This window comes from Kosakonia sp. S57, from assembly GCF_016516575.1.
GTDB lineage: Bacteria > Pseudomonadota > Gammaproteobacteria > Enterobacterales > Enterobacteriaceae > Kosakonia > Kosakonia cowanii.
Genome location: NZ_JACVUL010000005.1, coordinates 55,775 through 76,041 on the forward strand (window position 1 = coordinate 55,775; position 20,267 = coordinate 76,041).

The following is a 20,267-nucleotide window of genomic DNA, read 5'->3' on the forward strand; positions in this document are numbered from 1 at the left end:
TCAGCGTGCTTCGCCCTTCCCCTTAACGGGGGGAGGGCGTAAGCGAGGGCGAAAAGCGGCATGTTGAACGCATTAGGGATCGCATCATGAGCACAACAGCAAACCCATTAATTTCAATTTATATGCCTACCTGGAACCGTCAGCAGCTGGCCATCCGCGCCATTAAATCGGTGCTGCGCCAGGATTACCCGCACTGGGAAATGATCATCGTTGATGACTGCTCCGCGTCGTTCGATCAGCTGCAGCAGTTTGTTGATGAGCTGGGCGACCCGCGCGTCAGCTATACGCGCAACGACTTCAACTCCGGTGCCTGCGCCGTGCGCAACCAGGCTATTCTGCAGGCGCGCGGTCAATACATTACCGGTATCGATGATGATGATGAGTGGACGCCAAACCGCTTATCGGTCTTTCTCGCCCATAAACATCTGCTTAATACCCGCGCGTTTCTCTATGCCAATGATTATGTTTGCCAGGGCGAAGTCTACGCGCAGCCGGCGAGCCTGCCGCTCTATCCGAAATCGCCGTTCTCCCGCAAACTCTTCTACAAACGTAATATCGTTGGTAATCAGGTCTTTACCTGGGCGTGGCGATTTAAAGAGTCGCTGTTTGATACCCAACTGAAAGCCGCCCAGGATTACGATATCTTCCTGCGTATGGTTACCGATTATGGCGAGCCGTTCAAAATTGAAGAGGCGACGCAGATCCTGCATATCAACCACGGCGAGATGCAGATCACCTCTTCACCGAAGAAGTTCTCCGGCTACTTCCACTTCTATCGCAAGCACAAAGATAAGTTCGACCGTGCCAGCAAGAAGTATCAACTCTTCACCCTCTACCAGATCCGCAACAAGCGGATGAACTGGCGCACGCTGTTGACGCTCTTTTCCGTGCGCAACGGCAAACGTCTGGCTGATGGGCTGCGGGGTAAATAATGCGACTGGAAGATTTTCGCGCAAACCACTGGAGTTTGCGCCCGTGCTGCATGGTTGCCGCCTACCGTATCGCGCACTTCTGCTCGGTGTGGCGCAAAAAGCATGTGATTAACAATATCTGGGCCGCGCCGGCCATTCTGCTCTACCGCTTTATCACCGAATGCCTGTTTGGCTATGAGATCCAGGCGGCAGCAACTATCGGTCGACGTTTTACCATTCACCACGGTTATGCAGTGGTGATTAATAAAAATGTCGTCGCGGGTGATGATTTTACCATTCGCCATGGTGTGACCATCGGCAACCGTGGCGCCGACAGCCTGGCCTGTCCGGTCATCGGCAACGGCGTTGAGCTGGGGGCGAATGTGGTGATGATTGGCGATATTACCATTGGCAACAATGTCACCATCGGCGCAGGCAGCGTGGTGCTCGACAGTGTGCCGGACAACGCGCTGGTGGTGGGTGAAAAAGCGCGCGTGAAGGTGATTAAATGAATATTTTGCAGTTTAACGTACGCCTCGCAGAGGGCGGTGCTGCGGGTGTTGCGCTGGATCTCCACCAGCGGGCACTGCAGCAGGGTTATCAGTCGCGCTTTATTTATGGCTACGGTAAAGGCGGCAAAAAGAGTGTCAGCCATGACAACTATCAGAACGTCTATAAACAGACGCCGCGTCTGACCTCGATTGCCAACCTGGCGCTGTTCCGCCTCTTTAACCGCGATGTTTTCGGCAATCTCAATAATCTTTATCGCAACGTGACCCGCAGCGAGGGGCCACTGGTGCTCCATTTCCATGTGATGCACAGCTACTGGCTCAACCTTGAGGATCTGGTGGCGTTTTGCCAGCGCGTAAAAGCGCACAAACCGGACGTCACCTTCGTCTGGACGCTGCACGACCACTGGAGCGTCACCGGCCGCTGCGCCTTTACCGACGGCTGCGAAGGGTGGAAAACCAACTGCCAGAAGTGTCCGACTCTGAGCAACTATCCGCCGGTCAAAATCGATCGCGCGCATCAGTTAGTGGGCCGCAAGCGCCAGCTGTTTAACACCATGCTGTCACTGGGCTGCCAGTTTATCTCCCCAAGCCAGCATGTGGCTGACGCCTTTAACAGTCTGTATGGCGCTGGCCGTTGCCAGATTATCAACAACGGTATTGATGTCGCGACAGAGGAGATCCTTGCCCAGCTCGCGCCGGTCAAAGTGACGCAGGGAAAACCGAAGATCGCCATCGTCGCCCACGATTTACGCTACGACGGGAAAACCAACCAACAGCTGGTGCGCGACATTATGGCCCTTGAAGATCGCGTCGAGCTGCACACCTTCGGCAAATTTTCCCCGTTTGAGGGGCCGCAGGTGGTTAACCACGGCTTTCTGACCGATAAGCGTAAATTGATGAGCGAGCTCAATGAGATGGATGCGCTGGTCTTTAGTTCGCGCGTCGATAACTACCCGCTGATCCTCTGCGAAGCCCTCTCTATTGGCGTGCCGGTGATCGCCACCCACAGCGATGCGGCGCGGGAAGTGCTGCAAAAGTCGGGCGGGAAGACCTTCAGTGAAGAGGAGGTGCTGCCGCTGGTGCAGTGCCATAAAGCAGAAATCGCCCAGGCGGTGTTTGGCGAGAGCCTTGACGCGTTTCGCGCGCGCAGCCGTCAGGCCTATAGCGGTCATCAGATGCTGGAGGAGTATGTCTCGTTCTATCAGAGTCTGTAGCTATCTGCTGCTGCCGTTGATCTACCTGCTGGTCAACGTGAAATTATTCCAGCTCGGTGAGAGCTTCCCGATCACGATTGTGACCTTTTTACCGGTGATGCTGCTGCTCTACGTTGAGCGCATCAACCTGAAAAAATTGATGTTAGCGCTGATGCTCGGTGCAGGATTAACGCTCTTCAACTTTATTTTCGGTAAGTCGCTGGATGCCAGCAAATATGTCACGTCGACAATGCTGTTTGTTTACATTGTGATCATTATTGGCATGGTATGGAGTATTCGCTTCAAAACGATCTCGCCGCATAACTATCGAAAGATTTTGAGATTTTTCTATATGGTGGTGGCGTTAATTGTCACGCTCGCCGCAATGGAGATGGCTCAGATCATTCTTACTGGCGGCAGTAGTTTGATGGAAATAATTTCGAAATATCTTATTTACAGCAACAGTTACGTGCTGAATTTTATCAAGTTCGGCGGTAAGCGAACCACGGCGCTCTATTTCGAACCGGCATTCTTCGCTCTGGCGTTAATCTCAATTTGGCTCAGCATCAAACAGTTTGGTATCAAAACGCCGAAGACCGATGCTATGATTCTGGCAGGGATAGTTCTCTCAGGATCGTTCTCCGGGGTAATGACATTCATCATGTTTTACCTGCTGGAATGGGCGTTCCAGTATCTCAATAAAGAGGCGATTCAGAAGAAATTACCGCTGGCAATTATTTCACTTGCGGTGTTTGTCGTGGGCCTCGTATTTGCTTTTCCTTATATTGCAACGCGTATTGGCGATTTGGGAACGGAAGGCTCCTCCTCTTATTACCGAATTATCGGTCCGCTTGTGATGGTTGGATATTCGCTGACCAATATTGATGGCGTAGTAAGATTCGGCTCACTTTATGAATATGTCGCATCATTCGGAATCTTTAACGGTGCAGACGTCGGGAAAACAATAGACAATGGGTTGTATCTGCTGATCATTTATTTTTCATGGTTAGCGGTAATACTGACCGGATGGTACATGTTTAAAGTCGCTAAAATGACGATGAATGCTTTTGGCAACAATCAGAATTTTCGCGTTCAACTTTTCTTGTTTACCCCGATCTCGTTGTTTTTTACGGGGTCAATTTTTAGTCCGGAATATGCATTTTTAATTGTTTGTCCATTTATTCTTCGTAAAGCGTTGAATATTGTCAGTTCATGAGAAGGTGGGTCACATGCTGCTTAGTGTTATTACTGTCGCGTTTCGCAATTATGAAGGTGTGATGAAGACCTGGCAGTCGCTGGCTCACCTGGCGAAAGCGCAAGATATTGATTTCGAGTGGATTGTGGTTGACGGCGGTTCACAGGACGGCACTGAGGATTTTCTGAAAAGCCTCAATGGACAATATAATTTACGTTTCATAAGCGAACGCGATAAAGGTATTTACGATGCCATGAATAAAGGCATCGATATGGCTTCAGGACGTTTTGCGATATTTCTTAATTCTGGCGATATTTTCCATGAAGAGATCGTCGACGTTGTTCGCCAGTTAAGCGAAGCGAAAGAGACCGCGATGTATATCGGCGATGCGCTGCTTGATTTCGGCGACGGCAGCAAGCTGCGCCGCAATGCGAAAAGCGGCTGGTATATTTATCACAGCCTGCCGGCCAGCCATCAGGCCATCTTTTTCCCGGTGCACGGGTTAAAAACGTACCCCTACGATCTGCAATTTAAAGTCTCATCCGATTACGCGTTAGCGGCCAGAATGTTTAAAGCGGGCTTTCCGTTTAAGCGTCTGAAAGGGCTGGTATCTGAATTCTCGATGGGCGGTGTATCCACTTCTAATAATCTCGAATTATGTCAAGACGCCCGTAAAGTTCAGCGCATGATATTACACGTCCCGGGCTTCTGGGCAGAATTATCCTATATGTTGCGTTTACGGACGACGGGTAAAGCAAAGGCTTTATATAACAAAGCGTAACGCCCGGACATAAGGAAAGAATATGCAAGATTTAAACGGATTCTCCGTGCCGAAAGGCTTTCGGGGCGGGAACGCTATTAAGGTTCAACTGTGGTGGGCGGTACAGGCGACATTATTTGCCTGGTCTCCGCAGGTGCTTTATCGCTGGCGCGCCTTCTTATTACGCCTGTTCGGCGCAAAGGTAGGTAAAGGCGTGGTGATTCGACCGTCGGTCAAAATTACCTACCCATGGAAATTAACCCTGGGTGATTACAGCTGGGTGGGGGATGACGCGGTGTTATATACGCTCGGCGACATAACCATCGGCGCAAATTCTGTGGTGTCACAGAAGTGTTATTTGTGCACCGGCAGTCACGACTATATGAGCGCGCATTTCGATATTAACGCGACGCCCATCGTGATTGGCGAGAAGTGCTGGCTGGCGACGGATGTGTTTGTTGCTCCCGGCGTTTCTATCGGCGACGGCACGGTCGTCGGTGCGCGCAGCAGTGTTTTTAAATCGCTACCGGCAAATGCGATTTGTCGGGGCAATCCCGCAGTGGTAACGCGCGAACGCGTTGAAAAGGTAACTCCCTAACAGGGAACATTGAGGAAAATAAATTATGTCTAAAGTCGCTCTCATCACCGGCGTTACCGGGCAAGATGGCTCTTATCTGGCAGAACTGCTTCTGGAAAAGGGTTACGAAGTTCACGGCATCAAACGCCGCGCTTCCTCTTTCAATACTGAGCGTGTTGATCACATTTATCAGGATCCGCACACAAGCAACCCGAAATTCCACCTGCACTACGGCGATCTGACCGATACGTCAAACCTGACCCGTATCCTGCAGGAAGTGCAGCCGGATGAAGTGTACAACCTGGGTGCGATGAGCCACGTTGCGGTCTCCTTCGAATCCCCGGAATACACCGCTGATGTCGACGCCATGGGTACGCTGCGTCTGCTGGAAGCGATCCGCTTCCTGGGTCTGGAGAAGAAAACCCGTTTCTATCAGGCATCCACCTCTGAGCTGTATGGCCTGGTGCAGGAAACCCCGCAGAAAGAGACTACGCCGTTCTACCCGCGCTCTCCGTATGCCGTTGCCAAACTGTACGCTTACTGGATCACCGTGAACTACCGTGAATCCTACGGCATGTATGCCTGTAACGGCATTCTGTTCAACCACGAATCCCCGCGTCGCGGCGAAACCTTCGTGACCCGTAAAATCACCCGCGCGATCGCTAACATCGCTCAGGGCCTGGAATCCTGCCTCTACCTCGGCAACATGGACTCCCTGCGTGACTGGGGCCATGCCAAAGACTACGTGAAAATGCAGTGGATGATGCTGCAGCAGGAACAGCCGGAAGACTTCGTTATCGCGACTGGCGTGCAGTATTCCGTACGTCAGTTCGTGGAAATGGCTGCCGCTCAGCTGGGTATCAAACTGCGCTTCGAAGGCACTGGCGTCGAAGAGAAGGGTATCGTTGTTTCCGTAACTGGCCACGATGCGCCGGGCGTGAAACCGGGTGATGTGATTGTTGCCGTTGACCCGCGTTACTTCCGTCCTGCTGAAGTGGAAACCCTGCTGGGCGACCCGACCAAAGCGCACGAAAAACTGGGCTGGAAACCGGAAACTACCCTGCAGGAGATGGTCTCCGAAATGGTGGCAAAAGATCTGGAAGCAGCGAAAAAACATTCACTGCTTAAGGCCCACGGTTACGAGGTTGCCATCGCGCTGGAGTCCTGAGCATGACCAAACAACGTGTTTTTGTGGCTGGCCATCGCGGGATGGTGGGGTCAGCCATCGTACGGCAGCTCGAACAGCGTGCGGATATCGAACTGGTGCTGCGCTCGCGCGAAGAGCTGAACCTGTTAGATGCCGCAGCGGTGGACGCGTTTTTCGCCAGCGAACGTATTGACCAGATTTACCTGGCAGCAGCGAAAGTGGGCGGTATTGTGGCGAACAATACCTACCCGGCGGACTTCATCTACGAAAATATGATGATTGAGAGCAACATCATTCACTCGGCGCACAAGCACGACGTGAACAAGCTGTTGTTCCTCGGTTCGTCCTGCATCTACCCGAAACTGGCGAAGCAGCCGATTGCTGAAAGCGAGCTGCTGCAAGGGACGCTGGAGCCGACGAACGAGCCGTACGCGATTGCCAAAATCGCCGGGATCAAACTGTGCGAATCGTATAACCGCCAGTATGACCGCGACTACCGCTCGGTGATGCCGACCAACCTGTATGGTCCGCACGACAACTTCCACCCGAGCAACTCGCACGTTATTCCTGCGCTGCTGCGTCGTTTCCATGAAGCGACTCAGGAGAATGCGGCAGACGTGGTGGTGTGGGGCAGCGGCACGCCGATGCGTGAATTCCTCCATGTGGATGATATGGCAGCAGCCAGCATTCATGTGCAGGAGCTGGCGCGCGAAGTGTGGCAGGAGAATACCGAACCGATGCTGTCGCATATCAACGTCGGTACCGGCGTTGACTGCACCATTCGCGAACTGGCGCAGACGGTTGCAAGCGTTGTGGGCTACAAAGGCCGCGTGGTGTTTGACGCCACTAAGCCGGACGGCACGCCGAGTAAGCTGCTGGACGTGACCCGTCTGCATCAACTGGGCTGGTATCACGAGATCTCACTGGAAGCGGGGCTGGCAAGCACCTACCAGTGGTTCCTTGAAAACCAGCACCGGTTCCGGGGGTAAGCATGTTTTTAAGTCATGAAGATTTTGCCACGGTGGTGCGTTCCACCCCGCTGATCTCCATCGATCTGATCGTGGAGAACTCACGCGGCGAGTTTTTACTCGGCAAACGCACTAACCGTCCGGCCCAGGGATACTGGTTCGTGCCGGGCGGACGCGTGCAAAAGGACGAGCCGCTGGCAGCCGCTTTCGAGCGGCTGACTCAGGCGGAACTGGGACTGCGCCTGCCGATGTCGGCAGGTGAGTTTTACGGCGTCTGGCAGCACTTCTATGACGATAACTTCTCCGGCCCCGATTTTACGACCCACTACATCGTGCTCGGCTTCCGTCTGCGCGTGGACGAGGAGACCCTCGCCCTGCCAACGGAGCAGCACGATGACTATCGCTGGGTTTCGCCGGAGGCGTTGATTGCTGACCCGCTGGTTCATGACAACAGCCGCGCCTATTTCCTCGACGCGCAGGGAGTGCCGGGCTTATGAAAATCCTGGTTTATGGCATCAACTATTCGCCGGAGCTGACCGGGATCGGTAAGTACACCGGCGAAATGGTGGAGTGGATGGCCCGTCAGGGCCATGACGTTCGCGTCATCACTGCGCCGCCGTACTACCCGGAGTGGAAAGTCGGGCACCCTTACAGTGCCTGGCGCTGGCGTAAAGAGCAGGGCGCCGCCACGGTGTGGCGCTGCCCGCTCTACGTGCCGAAGCAGCCGTCGACCATCAAGCGTCTGCTGCACTTAGGCAGCTTTGCTGTCAGCAGCTTTTTCCCGCTGATGGCCCAGCGCAGCTGGAAGCCGGATCGCATCATCGGCGTGGTGCCGACGCTGTTTTGCACGCCGGGCATGCGCCTGCTGGCAAAACTGAGCGGCGCACGCACGCTGCTGCACATTCAGGATTATGAAGTGGACGCCATGCTCGGGTTAGGCATGGCGGGCAAAGGTAAAGGCGGCCTGGTGGCAAAAATGGCGGCCGCGTTTGAACGCAGCAATCTGCATAACGTTGACAACGTCTCTACCATCTCCCGCTCGATGATGAACAAAGCGCGTGAGAAGGGCGTGTCAGCCGACAAGATTATCTTCTTCCCGAACTGGTCCGAAGTGGCGCGTTTTCGTGATGTCGACGCGGCAAGCGTTGCGCAGTTACGCCGCGACCTCGGTCTGCCGGATGACAAAAAAATCATTCTTTACTCCGGCAACATCGGCGAGAAGCAGGGATTAGAAAATGTGATTGAAGCCGCTGCGCGACTGAAGGGCCATCCGTGGCTGTTCGCCATCGTCGGACAGGGCGGGGGCAAAGCGCGGCTGGAGAAAATGGTTAGCGAGCGCGGCCTCGACAATGTGAAATTCTTCCCGTTGCAGCCTTATGAAGCGCTGCCGGCGCTGCTCACGCTTGGCGATTGCCACCTGGTTATCCAGAAGCGCGGCGCGGCGGATGCGGTATTGCCCTCCAAGCTGACCAACATTCTGGCGGTGGGCGGCAATGCGGTGATCACCGCCGAAGAGAGTACCGAACTTGGCCAGCTCTGCCTGACTGAGCCTGGCATTGCGGTCTGCGTCGAACCGGAATCGGTCGATGCGCTGACCTCGGGCATTGAACGCGCGTTAGCGCTGCCCACAAACAACACGGTGGCACGTGAATATGCCGAACGCACGCTCGAAAAAGAGAACGTGTTAAGCCAGTTTATTGCAGATATCAGCCCGGAGAAATCCGCGACGCCCGCCGCCGCCCACGATGGCGCGGCGCAAGAGGCGCGCCTCAATTTCGACGGCAATGGGGATAAATCATGAGTCAAACGCAACTCTATCCGGTCGTGATGGCCGGGGGCTCCGGCAGCCGTCTGTGGCCACTTTCCCGCGTGCTTTACCCTAAACAGTTTCTCTGCCTGAAGGGCGATCTCACCATGTTGCAGACCACCGTCTGCCGCCTGAACGGCGTTGAGTGCGAAAGCCCGGTGGTGATTTGTAACGAGCAGCACCGTTTTATCGTCGCAGAACAGCTGCGCCAGCTTAACAAGCTGACGGAGAACATCATTCTTGAACCGGCAGGCCGCAACACCGCACCGGCGATTGCGCTGGCGGCGCTGGCGGTTAAACGCCACAACCCGGATAGCGATCCGCTGATGCTGGTGCTGGCAGCGGACCACGTTATTCAGGATGAAGAGGCGTTCCGTACTTCGGTACGTAATGCCATGCCGTATGCCGAGGCGGGCAAACTGGTTACTTTCGGTATCGTGCCGGATATGCCCGAAACCGGTTACGGCTACATCCGCCGCGGCGAAGTCAGCCCGGGCCAGGTTGATGCGGTGGCGTTTGAAGTGGCGCAGTTTGTCGAAAAACCGAACCTGGAAACTGCCCAGGGGTATGTCGCCAGCGGCGAATACTACTGGAACAGCGGCATGTTCCTGTTCAGCGCCGGTCGCTACCTCGAAGAGCTGGAAAAATATCGCCCGGACATTCTTGAAGCCTGTGAAAAGGCGATGGATGCCACCGACCCGGATATGGACTTTATCCGCGTTGATGAAGACGCGTTCCTCGCCTGCCCGGAAGAGTCTATCGACTACGCGGTAATGGAACGCACTGCCGATGCAGTGGTGGTGCCGATGGACGCAGGCTGGAGCGATGTTGGCTCCTGGTCTTCGCTGTGGGAGATCAGCCAGCAGACGCCGGAAGGCAACGTGCACCACGGCGATGTGATCAGCCACAAAACCGAAAACAGCTACGTCTATGCCGAATCGGGTCTCGTGACCACCGTTGGCGTAAAAGATTTGGTGGTGGTGCAGACCAAAGACGCCGTGCTGATTGCCGACCGTAATGCGGTGCAGGACGTGAAAAAGGTGGTCGAGAAGATCAAAGCCGAAGGGCGTCACGAGCACCATATTCACCGCGAAGTTTACCGCCCGTGGGGTAAATATGACTCCATCGATGCAGGCGATCGCTACCAGGTGAAACGCATCACCGTGAAACCGGGCGAGGGGCTGTCGGTGCAGATGCACCACCACCGCGCCGAGCACTGGGTGGTGGTTGCCGGTACGGCAAAAGTCACCATCGATGATGAAGTCAAACTGCTGGGCGAAAACGAATCTATCTATATTCCGCTCGGCGCACGCCACTGCCTGGAAAACCCGGGCAAGATCCCTCTCGACCTGATTGAGGTACGCTCCGGTTCGTACCTGGAAGAGGATGACATTGTGCGCTTCGCCGATCGTTACGGGCGTATTTAACGTCCATTGCCGGCCCGCCGCGCGCGGGTTCGGCCAGAACAACTATTGATAACATTTATGTGGCCAGTTGCGGTCAAGGCTGACTGTTGCCTGAAGAAGAGGTAATGATGGAAAAATTAACCTGTTTTAAAGCTTACGATATTCGCGGAAAGCTGGGCGAAGAACTCAATGAAGATATAGCCTGGCGTATTGGCCGCGCCTACGGGGAGTACCTGAAGCCGCAGACCATTGTGCTCGGCGGCGATGTGCGCCAGACCAGCGAATCGCTGAAGCTGGCGTTAGCCAAAGGCTTGCAGGACGCTGGCGTTGATGTGCTGGATATTGGTCTTTCAGGTACCGAAGAGATCTATTTCGCCACCTTCCATCTCGGCGTTGACGGCGGTATCGAAGTGACCGCCAGCCACAACCCGATGGACTACAACGGCATGAAACTGGTGCGCAAAGGCGCGCGCCCCATCAGCGGCGACACCGGCCTGCGCGACGTGCAGCGTCTGGCGGAAGCCAACGACTTCCCGCCGGTTAACCCGGAAAAACGCGGCAGCTACAAGCAAATCTCCCTGCGCGATGACTATATCGACCATCTGCTCGGCTACATCAACACCGCTAACCTCAAACCGCTGAAACTGGTGATCAACTCCGGTAACGGCGCCGCAGGCCCGGTGATCGACGCCATTGAAGCGCGGTTTAAGGCGCTTAATGTGCCGGTGAGCTTTATCAAAGTGCACAACGAGCCGGATGGCACCTTCCCGCACGGTATTCCTAACCCGCTGCTGCCGGAGTGCCGCGACGATACCCGCAACGCGGTGATTGAGCATCAGGCGGATATGGGCATCGCCTTCGACGGCGACTTCGACCGCTGCTTCCTGTTCGACGACAAGGGCCAGTTTATTGAGGGCTATTACATCGTTGGCCTGCTGGCAGAAGCGTTCCTCGAAAAACACCCTGGCGCGAAAATCATTCACGATCCGCGTCTCTCCTGGAACACCGTTGACGTGGTTGGCCGCGCAGGCGGTACGCCGGTGATGTCAAAAACCGGCCACGCTTTCATCAAAGAGCGCATGCGCGAAGAGGACGCCATTTACGGCGGCGAGATGAGCGCGCACCACTACTTCCGCGATTTCGCCTACTGCGACAGCGGCATGATCCCGTGGCTGCTGGTGACTGAGCTGCTGTGCCTGAAAGGCAAAACCCTGGCCGAATTAGTGGGCGATCGCATGGTGGCCTTCCCGGCGAGCGGCGAGATCAACAGCAAGCTGGCGGATCCGGTTAGCGCCATCAAACGCGTTGAAGATCGCTACGCACCGGACGCGCTGGAGGTGGATTACACCGACGGCATCAGCATCGCCTTTGCCGACTGGCGCTTTAACCTGCGCTCCTCCAACACCGAGCCGGTGGTGCGTCTGAATGTCGAATCCCGGCAAGACGTGGCGTTGATGGAGGCGCGAACGCAGGAAATTCTGGCGCTGTTGAATCAGTAACTCTTAGTCGTTCTCCTCCCCATGAGGGGAGGAGGGCAAACAGGCAGGTACAACGATGACAAATCTAAAAAAGCGCGACCGGGCCAAAACGAATGCATCGTTAATCTCTATCGTGCAGCGATTCTCAGACATCACCATTATGTTCGCTGGGTTGTGGCTGGTGTGCAAAGTCAATGCGTTGCCATTTTTCTACATGCATCTGCTGATGGCGCTGACCACGCTGGTAGTATTCCAGATGATCGGCGGCATGACCGATTTCTACCGCTCCTGGCGCGGCGTCAGAATGATGACCGAACTGACGCTGCTGTTGCAGAACTGGACGCTAAGTATCATCTTCAGCGCCGGTTTGATGTCATTCAACTCGGACTTTGATGTCACCTTCTCGCTTTATCTTACCTGGTATCTGTTAACCAGCCTCGGCCTGATGTTTAGCCGGGCGGTGATCCGCTTCGGTGCCGGCTGGCTGCGCAATCTTGGGTATAACACCCGTCGCGTCGCCGTGGCGGGGGATATGCCGATGGGGCAAGCGCTGCTCGACGGTTTCCGCAATGAGCCGTGGCTCGGCTTCGATGTGGTCGGGGTCTATTACGATCCGAAACCGGGCGGTATTGATACCGGTTGGGCGGGCAACCTTGAGCAACTGGTTGAAGATGCCCGCAGCGGCAAGATCCATAACGTCTATATCGCAATGTCGATGAATGACGCCGTCTGCATCAAAAAACTGGTGCGCGATCTCGCGGATACCACCTGTTCGGTGATCCTGATCCCGGATGTCTTCACCTTCAATATCCTGCATTCGCGCATTGAAGAGGTGAATGGCGTTCCGATTGTGCCGCTGTATGACACGCCGCTCTCAGGTGTAAACCGCATCCTGAAACGCCTGGAAGATATTGTGCTCTCGTCGCTGATTCTGCTGCTGATTTCGCCGGTTCTGCTGGCCATCTCTGTGGCGGTGAAGATGAGTTCGCCGGGGCCGATCATTTTCCGCCAGACGCGCTACGGCATGGATGGTAAGCCGATCAAAGTGTGGAAGTTCCGCTCGATGAAGGTGATGGAGAACGACAACGTGGTGACCCAGGCGACGCAGAACGACCCACGCGTCACCAAAGTGGGCAGCTTCCTGCGCCGCACCTCCCTTGATGAGCTGCCGCAGTTTATCAACGTGCTCACCGGCGGGATGTCGATTGTTGGCCCGCGTCCTCACGCCGTTGCGCATAACGAGCAGTATCGTGCGCTGATTGAGGGCTACATGCTGCGTCATAAAGTGAAACCGGGCATTACCGGCTGGGCGCAGATTAACGGCTGGCGCGGCGAGACCGACACGCTGGAAAAAATGGAAAAACGCATTGAGTTCGATCTGGAGTACATCCGCGAATGGAGCCTGTGGTTCGATATCAAGATCGTTTTTCTGACCATCTTTAAAGGCTTTGTGAACAAAGCGGCGTATTAAGGAAAGGTCATGAGCCTGAGAGAAAAAACCATCAGCGGAGCAAAGTGGTCAGCCATGGCCACTCTGACCATTATCGGTCTGGGGCTGGTGCAGATGACGGTGCTGGCACGCATTATCGATAATCACCAGTTCGGTCTGCTGACCGTCTCGCTGGTGATTATCGCGCTGGCGGATACGCTGTCGGATTTTGGTATCGCTAACTCGATTATTCAGCGCAAAGAGATCAGCCACCTTGAGCTGACCACGCTCTACTGGCTCAACGTCGGGCTGGGGATTGTGGTCTGCATCGCGGTCTTCTCCTTGAGCAACATGATTGCTGACGTGCTGAACAACCCGGATCTGGCACCGCTGATCAAAACCCTGTCGGTGGCGTTTGTGGTGATCCCGCACGGGCAGCAGTTCCGCGCGCTGATGCAAAAAGAGCTGGAGTTCAACAAGATTGGCGCGATTGAAACCCTGTCGGTAATGGCGGGCTTCAGCTTTACGGTGATCAGCGCCTTCTTCTGGCCGCTTGCGATGACCGCGATCCTCGGTTATCTGGTTAACAGCGCCGTGCGTACGCTGCTGTTCGGCTACTTTGGCCGCAAGATCTACCGCCCCGGTCTGCACTTCTCCCTGGCTTCCGTCAGCTCCAACCTGCGTTTTGGCGCGTGGCTGACCGCAGACAGCATCATCAACTACGTGAACACTAACCTCTCTACGCTGGTGCTGGCGCGTATCCTCGGTGCGAGCGTCGCCGGGGGATACAACCTCGCCTACAACGTGGCGGTAGTGCCGCCGATGAAGCTCAACCCGATCATTACCCGTGTGCTCTTCCCGGCGTTCGCCAAGATCCAGGATGACACCGAGAAGCTGCGCCTGAACTTCTACAAGCTGCTGTCGGTGGTGGGAATTATCAACTTCCCGATCCTGCTCGGGCTGATGGTGGTGTCGAATAATTTTGTGCCGCTGGTGTTTGGCGAGAAGTGGAACAGCATCATTCCGATCCTGCAACTGCTGTGCATCGTTGGTCTGCTGCGCGCGGTCGGTAACCCGATCGGTTCGCTGCTGATGGCGAAAGCGCGTGTCGATATCAGCTTTAAATTCAACGTCTTTAAAACGTTTCTCTTTATTCCGGCGATCATTATTGGCGGCCATATGGCCGGTGCGCTGGGCGTTACGCTTGGCTTCCTGCTGGTGCAGATTATCAACACCATTCTGAGCTACTTCGTGATGATTAAACCGGTGCTCGGTTCGAGCTACCGCCAGTACATCCTCAGCCTGTGGCTGCCGTTCTACCTGTCGCTGCCGACGCTGGTGGTCAGTTATGGCCTCGGCCTGGCGCTGAACGGCCATCTGCCGCTTGCCGCCATGCTGGCGATTCAGGTTGCTGCGGGTGCCATCGCCTTCGCCATTATGCTGATTTTGTCGCGTAACGCGCTGGTGGTGGAGATGAAGCGTCAGTTTTGCCGCAACGAGAAATTGAAAACACTGCTTCGCGCAGGATAAGAAACCTTATTGAACCCCTTTATGAGGTCGTTATGAAATTATTGATCCTTGGCAATCACACATGCGGCAACCGTGGTGACAGCGCAATTTTACGTGGATTGTTGGACGCTATTGCCCGCCTGAATCCTGAGGCGGAAGTGGATGTGATGAGCCGCTATCCGGTCAGCTCCTCCTGGTTACTCAATCGCCCGGTGATGGGCGACCCGCTCTACAGCCAGATGAAAGCGCACAACAACGCCGCTGGCCTGATGGGGCGCGTGAAGAAAGTGCTGCGCCGTCGCTACCAGCATCAGGTGCTGCTCTCCCGCGTGACCGATACCGGCAAACTGCGCAATATCGCCATCGCTCAGGGGTTTACCGATTTTGTGCGCCGTCTGGCGGATTACGATGCGATTATCCAGGTTGGCGGCTCTTTCTTTGTCGATCTCTACGGTGTGCCGCAGTTTGAACATGCGCTCTGCACCTTTATGGCGAAAAAGCCGCTGTTTATGATTGGTCACAGCGTCGGGCCGTTCCAGAACGACGACTTCAACAAGCTGGCGAACTACGTCTTCGGCCATTGCGATGCGCTGATCCTGCGCGAGCATGTCAGCCTCAATCTGATGAAGCAGAGCGGCATCACCACCGATAAAGTGGAGCAGGGCGTCGATACCGCCTGGCTGGTGGATCACCATCAGGAGGATTTCACCGCCAGCTATGCCGTTCAGCACTGGCTGGATCTGGCGGCAAAAGATAAGACTGTTGCCATTACCCTGCGTGAACTGGCGCCGTTTGATAAACGCCTTGGCACCACCCAGCAGGCGTATGAAAAGGCCTTTGCGGATGTCGTCAACCGCGTGATTGACGCAGGCTATCAGGTGATTGCGCTCTCTACCTGTACCGGCATCGATAGCTATAACAAAGATGACCGTATGGTGGCGCTTAACCTGCGCCAGCATATCCAGGATCCTTCCCGCTACCACGTGGTGATGGATGAGCTGAACGACCTGGAGATGGGCAAAATCCTCGCCGCGTGCGATTTAACCATCGGCACGCGCCTGCACTCAGCGATCATCTCCATGAACTTCGGCACGCCTGCGATTGCCATTAACTACGAACACAAGTCGGCCGGTATTATGCAGCAGCTCGGCATGCCGGAGATGGCGGTGGATATTCGCCATCTGCTTGACGGTTCGCTGGCGTCAATGGCGGCAGATACGCTGGGCCAGTTGCCGGCGATCAACGCACGGCTGGCAACGGCGGTGGCGGCCGAGCGCGAGCAGGGCATCAAGATGGTGCAATCGGTGCTCGAGCGCGTGCAGGGGGTGAAATGAAAGTCGGCTTCTTTTTGCTGAAATTTCCTCTCTCGTCCGAAACGTTTGTCCTCAACCAGATTGTTGCCTTTATCAATATGGGATTTGAGGTTGAGATCGTCGCCCTGCACAAGGGCGATATGAACAATACTCACGCCGCTTACACTGAATATAAGCTGGCGGAGAAGACGCACTGGCTGCTGGCGGAGCCGGAAGGGAAACTGGCGAAGCTGGGCTATCGCGGCCAGGCCATCGCCCGCGGCATGTTTAAGCCGTCGACCTGGAAAGCGCTCAACCTCTCCCGTTACGGTGATGAGGCGCGCAACCTGATCCTGCCAGCGATTTGCGGCCTTGCGCCGCAAACTTTTAGCGCCGATGTCTTTATCGCCCACTTTGGCCCGGCGGGCGTTACCGCGGCGAAACTGCGCGAACTTGGCGTGTTGAAAGGCAAGATCGCCACCGTCTTTCACGGGATCGATATCTCGCACCGCGATGTGCTTACGCACTACACCCCGGAGTATCAGCAGCTCTTTAAGCGCGGCGATTTGATGCTGCCGATAAGCGATCTGTGGGCCGGGCGACTGCTCACCATGGGCTGTCCGCAGAATAAGATTGCCGTCTCGCGTATGGGCGTCGATATGACGCGCTTCAGCCTGCGCGAGGTGAAATCGCCTGGCCGTCCGCTGCAAATTATCTCTGTTGCGCGTTTAACGGAGAAAAAGGGGCTGCACGTTGCCATCGAAGCCTGCCGCTTGTTGAAAGCGCGCGGTGTGGCGTTCAAATACCGCATTCTGGGCATCGGCCCCTGGGAGCGCCGTCTGCGCACCCTGATCGAGCAGTTCCAGCTTGAGGATGTGATTGAGATGCCCGGCTTTAAGCCAAGCCATGAAGTAAAAGCGCTGCTCGATGAGGCGGATGTCTTTCTACTCCCTTCCATTACCGGCACCGATGGCGATATGGAAGGTATTCCGGTCGCGCTGATGGAGGCGATGGCCGTTGGGATCCCCGTGGTCTCGACCGTTCACAGCGGTATTCCGGAACTGATCGACGCCGGACGATCCGGCTGGCTGGTGCCGGAAAACGACGCCGAAGCGCTGGCTGAACGTCTGGCCTCCTTTGGTCAGATGGCGAGTGAGGAGCTTACGCCGGTGGTGACCCGCGCCCGGGAGAAAGTTGAAACGGACTTTAATCAAACGATTATCAACCAGCAACTGGCCAGTCTGCTGCAAACGCTTTGATGAGAGGCTTTATGACTGCGAAACGACGCTCAACCGCGCTGACGCGCCGATCCTTCCTGACCGCCGGCTCTGCGCTGGCGGCGCTTCCCCTGCTGCATATGCCTGCCGCGCGCGCCCTTGGGCGCAGTGACACGGTAAAGTTAAGCGATTACAACCATAATGACTGGCCGGCTGCGCTCAATAAGGCCTTTGCCGACGCGCAGACGGTGGAGGTGCCCGCCGGGCTGGTGTGCGAAAACATCAATACCGGCATTTTCATTCCCGCCGGGAAAACGCTGCTGGTGCGCGGGGCGTTAAAAGGCAGCGGACGCGGGCGTCTTGTGCTGCAGGACGGCAGTAAGGTTATCGGCGAGCAGGGCGGCAGCCTCTATAACGTTATGCTGGATGTACGCGGCTCAGACTGCACCATTAAAGGTGTCAGCATGAGCGGTTATGGCCCGGTAATGCAGATCTACATCGGCGGTAAAGAGAAGCGCGTGATGCGCAATCTGGTGATTGATAACATCAACATCAGCAAAGCCAACTACGGCATTTTACGCCAGGGCTTCCATAACCAGCTGGATGGCGCGCGCATTACCCATAGCCGCTTTAGCGATCTGCAGGGCGATGCCATTGAGTGGAACGTGGCAATCAATGACCGCAATATCCTTATCTCCGATCATGTGATCGACAATATTAACTGCACCAACGGCAAAATTAACTGGGGGATTGGCATCGGGTTAGCGGGCAGCACCTATGACAATAACTACCCGGAAGATCAGTCGGTGAAAAACTTTGTCGTGGCAAATATCACCGGCAGTAATTGCCGCCAGCTGGTGCATGTGGAAAACGGTAAACATTTTGTTATTCGCAATATCAAAGCGAAAAACATTACGCCGGACTTCAGTAAAAAAGCGGGGATTGATAACGCCACGGTGGCTATTTATGGCTGTGATAATTTCGTTATCGATAATGTCACCATGGAAAATAGTGCCGGCATGCTGATTGGTTACGGCGTGATTAAAGGCGATTATTTATCCATTCCGCAAAATTTCAAACTTAACGATATTCAGCAGGATAACAGCAGCAGCAAATATAAGCTGCGCGGTATCCAGGTCTCCTCCGGTAACGCGACCTCGTTTGTCGCCATCACCAACATCAAGATGCAGCAGGCTACTCTTGAGCTACACAATAAGCCGCAGCACCTCTTCCTGCGTAATATCCACATTACGCAGGATGCGTCCGTAGGCCCGGCGCTGAAGCTCAACTTCGACCTGCGCAAAGATGTGCGTGGCCGTTTTATGGCGAAAAATGAGACCCTGCTGTCGATGGCGAATATTCACGCAGTAAATGAGAACGGTCAAAGCTCCGTTGATATCGATCGTGTCGATCAGCACACCGTAAATGTCGAAAATTTAAACTTCCGCTTACCCGCTAAACGGTCATAAGCCTCTTTTGAGGCTTTTGCGAGGAATCCTGGAGATTAAACCGGGGCGTTAGGATTACATCTGTTGTCATGAGGGAACATCACTCGTCGCCATTTTCATACCTGTTTGCCATGAACGCACTGGCGAAAACAGGTCAAGGGTTTATAATTCATCAATAATTTATAGGTGGAAGAAATAATGGTTAATTTAAAGGCAGTTATTCCGGTAGCCGGACTTGGGATGCATATGCTTCCCGCTACAAAAGCGATTCCAAAAGAGATGCTGCCGATTGTCGACAAGCCGATGATTCAATACATTGTCGACGAGATTGTCGCCGCGGGGATCAAAGAGATTGTTCTGGTCACCCACTCGTCAAAAAACGCGGTAGAAAACCACTTCGACACCTCCTACGAGCTTGAAGCGCTGCTTGAACAGCGCGTTAAGCGCCAGCTGCTGGCGGAAGTGCAGTCCATCTGCCCGCCGGGCGTTACTATCATGAACGTGCGTCAGGCGCAGCCGCTGGGCCTGGGCCACTCCATCCTTTGCGCGCGCCCGATTGTGGGTGACAATCCGTTTATCGTCGTCCTGCCAGATATCGTGCTGGACACGGCAACCGCCGATCCGCTGCGTTACAACCTCGCCGCAATGGTGGCGCGTTTTGGCGAAACCGGCCGCAGCCAGGTGCTGGCAAAACGTATGAAGGGCGATCTCTCTGAGTACTCGGTTATCCAGACCAAAGAGCCGCTGGACAGCGAAGGCAAGGTAAGCCGCATCGTGCAGTTTATTGAGAAGCCGGACCAGCCGCAGACGCTGGATTCCGATCTGATGGCAGTAGGGCGCTATGTGCTCTCTGCGGATATCTGGGCAGAGCTGGAAAACACCGAGCCGGGTGCCTGGGGACGTATTCAGCTGACTGATGCTATCGCCCGTCTGGCGGAGAAACAGTCCGTTGATGCCATGCTGATGACCGGCGATAGCTACGATTGCGGTAAGAAGATGGGTTACATGCAGGCGTTTGTGAACTATGGCCTGCGCAACCTGAAAGAAGGTCAGAAATTCCGCGATAGTATTCAGAAATTGCTGGCGCAATAATCAAATAAATTAATCCGGTGCTTTATGCCTGATTAACAGGGCAGTAAAGAGTGACGTTGAGAGAGTTTGCTCTCAGGTTATTCTTACTGCCTTTTTTTGTTTCTATCTAAAAATAAACAATTAAAAAAGGTAGTTATGTGGATTTTTTAAGCTTTTAGTCTATAGATTTTCCCTTGTTTCTATGGCTGTTTCAGCGGAGAATAGCCGCTTAGCATTTTGTGCCCAGCGCAGCGGGAATGACGCGTGTGTAGGGCCCTGACAATAATTAATGTTGACTGTCCCACACAGCGTTCGGGTAGCTGAAAGCCTGGGGCGGTAGCGTGCCT

Annotated in this window: 18 protein-coding genes; all 18 read left to right on the top strand. The window is 54.9% G+C overall.

The window, feature by feature from the left end; all coding sequences use genetic code 11:
- Nucleotides 1-86 precede the first annotated feature (86 nt).
- The 18 genes from wcaA (at nt 87) to galF (ending at nt 19,941) form a co-directional block, all read left to right on the top strand.
- A complete protein-coding gene (gene wcaA / locus IAE48_RS06315) occupies nt 87-932 on the top strand; it encodes a colanic acid biosynthesis glycosyltransferase WcaA (RefSeq protein WP_200133833.1) in 846 nt (281 codons plus the stop codon).
- The gene (gene wcaB / locus IAE48_RS06320; protein WP_042712835.1) at nt 932-1,423 is read left to right on the top strand and encodes a colanic acid biosynthesis acetyltransferase WcaB; all 492 of its coding nucleotides are present in this window, start codon (nt 932-934) and stop codon (nt 1,421-1,423) included. The genes wcaA and wcaB overlap by 1 nt, the downstream gene beginning before the upstream one ends.
- A complete protein-coding gene (gene wcaC, locus IAE48_RS06325; RefSeq protein ID WP_200133834.1) occupies nt 1,420-2,637 on the top strand; it encodes a colanic acid biosynthesis glycosyltransferase WcaC in 1,218 nt (405 codons plus the stop codon). Before wcaB ends, wcaC begins: the two co-directional genes overlap by 4 nt.
- Entirely contained in the window at nt 2,612-3,832 is a 1,221-nt protein-coding gene (gene wcaD / locus IAE48_RS06330; RefSeq protein WP_076770131.1) for a colanic acid polymerase WcaD, read from the top strand. The genes wcaC and wcaD overlap by 26 nt, the downstream gene beginning before the upstream one ends.
- A gap of 13 nt (nt 3,833-3,845) precedes the next feature.
- On the top strand, nt 3,846-4,592 hold the full coding sequence (gene wcaE / locus IAE48_RS06335; RefSeq protein WP_200133835.1) for a colanic acid biosynthesis glycosyltransferase WcaE: 747 nt from the start codon (nt 3,846-3,848) through the stop codon (nt 4,590-4,592).
- Between the two features lie 22 nt (nt 4,593-4,614).
- Nucleotides 4,615-5,169: a colanic acid biosynthesis acetyltransferase WcaF gene (gene wcaF, locus IAE48_RS06340; RefSeq protein WP_042712841.1), complete on the top strand. Its 555-nt coding sequence runs from the start codon at nt 4,615-4,617 to the stop codon at nt 5,167-5,169.
- Between the two features lie 25 nt (nt 5,170-5,194).
- Nucleotides 5,195-6,316, top strand: a complete 1,122-nt coding sequence (gmd, locus tag IAE48_RS06345; RefSeq protein WP_023479093.1) for a GDP-mannose 4,6-dehydratase — start codon at nt 5,195-5,197, stop codon at nt 6,314-6,316.
- 2 nt (nt 6,317-6,318) lie between these two features.
- Nucleotides 6,319-7,284, top strand: coding sequence for a GDP-L-fucose synthase (locus IAE48_RS06350; protein ID WP_200133836.1), 966 nt, complete (start codon nt 6,319-6,321; stop codon nt 7,282-7,284).
- 2 nt (nt 7,285-7,286) lie between these two features.
- Entirely contained in the window at nt 7,287-7,760 is a 474-nt protein-coding gene (locus IAE48_RS06355; RefSeq protein WP_023479130.1) for a GDP-mannose mannosyl hydrolase, read from the top strand.
- A complete protein-coding gene (gene wcaI / locus IAE48_RS06360) occupies nt 7,757-9,064 on the top strand; it encodes a colanic acid biosynthesis fucosyltransferase WcaI (RefSeq protein WP_200133837.1) in 1,308 nt (435 codons plus the stop codon). Before IAE48_RS06355 ends, wcaI begins: the two co-directional genes overlap by 4 nt.
- Nucleotides 9,061-10,497, top strand: a complete 1,437-nt coding sequence (cpsB, locus tag IAE48_RS06365) for a mannose-1-phosphate guanyltransferase (protein ID WP_200133838.1) — start codon at nt 9,061-9,063, stop codon at nt 10,495-10,497. The genes wcaI and cpsB overlap by 4 nt, the downstream gene beginning before the upstream one ends.
- Nucleotides 10,498-10,604: 107 nt before the next feature.
- Nucleotides 10,605-11,975 (top strand): colanic acid biosynthesis phosphomannomutase CpsG, encoded by a 1,371-nt coding sequence (gene cpsG, locus IAE48_RS06370; RefSeq protein WP_200133932.1) that lies wholly within the window; start codon nt 10,605-10,607, stop codon nt 11,973-11,975.
- 55 nt (nt 11,976-12,030) lie between these two features.
- The gene (gene wcaJ, locus IAE48_RS06375; protein WP_200133839.1) at nt 12,031-13,425 is read left to right on the top strand and encodes an undecaprenyl-phosphate glucose phosphotransferase; all 1,395 of its coding nucleotides are present in this window, start codon (nt 12,031-12,033) and stop codon (nt 13,423-13,425) included.
- 9 nt (nt 13,426-13,434) lie between these two features.
- Complete coding sequence (gene wzxC, locus IAE48_RS06380; RefSeq protein ID WP_124967870.1) at nt 13,435-14,913, top strand: colanic acid undecaprenyl disphosphate flippase WzxC; 1,479 nt, start codon at nt 13,435-13,437, stop codon at nt 14,911-14,913.
- A 32-nt stretch (nt 14,914-14,945) separates the two neighbouring features.
- Nucleotides 14,946-16,226 (top strand): colanic acid biosynthesis pyruvyl transferase WcaK, encoded by a 1,281-nt coding sequence (gene wcaK, locus IAE48_RS06385; protein WP_200133840.1) that lies wholly within the window; start codon nt 14,946-14,948, stop codon nt 16,224-16,226.
- Nucleotides 16,223-17,443: a colanic acid biosynthesis glycosyltransferase WcaL gene (wcaL, locus tag IAE48_RS06390; RefSeq protein WP_200133841.1), complete on the top strand. Its 1,221-nt coding sequence runs from the start codon at nt 16,223-16,225 to the stop codon at nt 17,441-17,443. Before wcaK ends, wcaL begins: the two co-directional genes overlap by 4 nt.
- Nucleotides 17,444-17,454: 11 nt before the next feature.
- The gene (gene wcaM, locus IAE48_RS06395) at nt 17,455-18,870 is read left to right on the top strand and encodes a colanic acid biosynthesis protein WcaM (RefSeq protein ID WP_200133842.1); all 1,416 of its coding nucleotides are present in this window, start codon (nt 17,455-17,457) and stop codon (nt 18,868-18,870) included.
- 177 nt (nt 18,871-19,047) lie between these two features.
- Nucleotides 19,048-19,941 carry a GalU regulator GalF gene (gene galF, locus IAE48_RS06400; RefSeq protein WP_094420942.1) on the top strand — a complete coding sequence of 298 codons (894 nt, stop codon included), beginning with the start codon at nt 19,048-19,050 and terminating at the stop codon, nt 19,939-19,941.
- Nucleotides 19,942-20,267 lie beyond the last annotated feature (326 nt).

Excerpts from the sequence above, each read along its gene's own strand:
- IAE48_RS06350 (WP_200133836.1), top strand. The coding sequence starts at position 6,319 with ATGACCAAACAACGTGTTTTTGTGGCTGGCCATCGCGGGATGGTGGGG.
- wcaC (WP_200133834.1), top strand. The coding sequence starts at position 1,420 with ATGAATATTTTGCAGTTTAACGTACGCCTCGCAGAGGGCGGTGCTGCG.
- wcaL (WP_200133841.1), top strand. The coding sequence starts at position 16,223 with ATGAAAGTCGGCTTCTTTTTGCTGAAATTTCCTCTCTCGTCCGAAACG.
- galF (WP_094420942.1), top strand. The coding sequence starts at position 19,048 with ATGGTTAATTTAAAGGCAGTTATTCCGGTAGCCGGACTTGGGATGCAT.
- wcaE (WP_200133835.1), top strand. The coding sequence starts at position 3,846 with ATGCTGCTTAGTGTTATTACTGTCGCGTTTCGCAATTATGAAGGTGTG.
- wcaM (WP_200133842.1), top strand. The coding sequence starts at position 17,455 with ATGACTGCGAAACGACGCTCAACCGCGCTGACGCGCCGATCCTTCCTG.
- wcaI (WP_200133837.1), top strand. The coding sequence starts at position 7,757 with ATGAAAATCCTGGTTTATGGCATCAACTATTCGCCGGAGCTGACCGGG.
- wcaK (WP_200133840.1), top strand. The coding sequence starts at position 14,946 with ATGAAATTATTGATCCTTGGCAATCACACATGCGGCAACCGTGGTGAC.
- wcaF (WP_042712841.1), top strand. The coding sequence starts at position 4,615 with ATGCAAGATTTAAACGGATTCTCCGTGCCGAAAGGCTTTCGGGGCGGG.
- wcaA (WP_200133833.1), top strand. The coding sequence starts at position 87 with ATGAGCACAACAGCAAACCCATTAATTTCAATTTATATGCCTACCTGG.
- wcaB (WP_042712835.1), top strand. The coding sequence starts at position 932 with ATGCGACTGGAAGATTTTCGCGCAAACCACTGGAGTTTGCGCCCGTGC.
- wzxC (WP_124967870.1), top strand. The coding sequence starts at position 13,435 with ATGAGCCTGAGAGAAAAAACCATCAGCGGAGCAAAGTGGTCAGCCATG.
- cpsG (WP_200133932.1), top strand. The coding sequence starts at position 10,605 with ATGGAAAAATTAACCTGTTTTAAAGCTTACGATATTCGCGGAAAGCTG.
- gmd (WP_023479093.1), top strand. The coding sequence starts at position 5,195 with ATGTCTAAAGTCGCTCTCATCACCGGCGTTACCGGGCAAGATGGCTCT.
- IAE48_RS06355 (WP_023479130.1), top strand. The coding sequence starts at position 7,287 with ATGTTTTTAAGTCATGAAGATTTTGCCACGGTGGTGCGTTCCACCCCG.
- wcaJ (WP_200133839.1), top strand. The coding sequence starts at position 12,031 with ATGACAAATCTAAAAAAGCGCGACCGGGCCAAAACGAATGCATCGTTA.
- cpsB (WP_200133838.1), top strand. The coding sequence starts at position 9,061 with ATGAGTCAAACGCAACTCTATCCGGTCGTGATGGCCGGGGGCTCCGGC.
- wcaD (WP_076770131.1), top strand. The coding sequence starts at position 2,612 with ATGTCTCGTTCTATCAGAGTCTGTAGCTATCTGCTGCTGCCGTTGATC.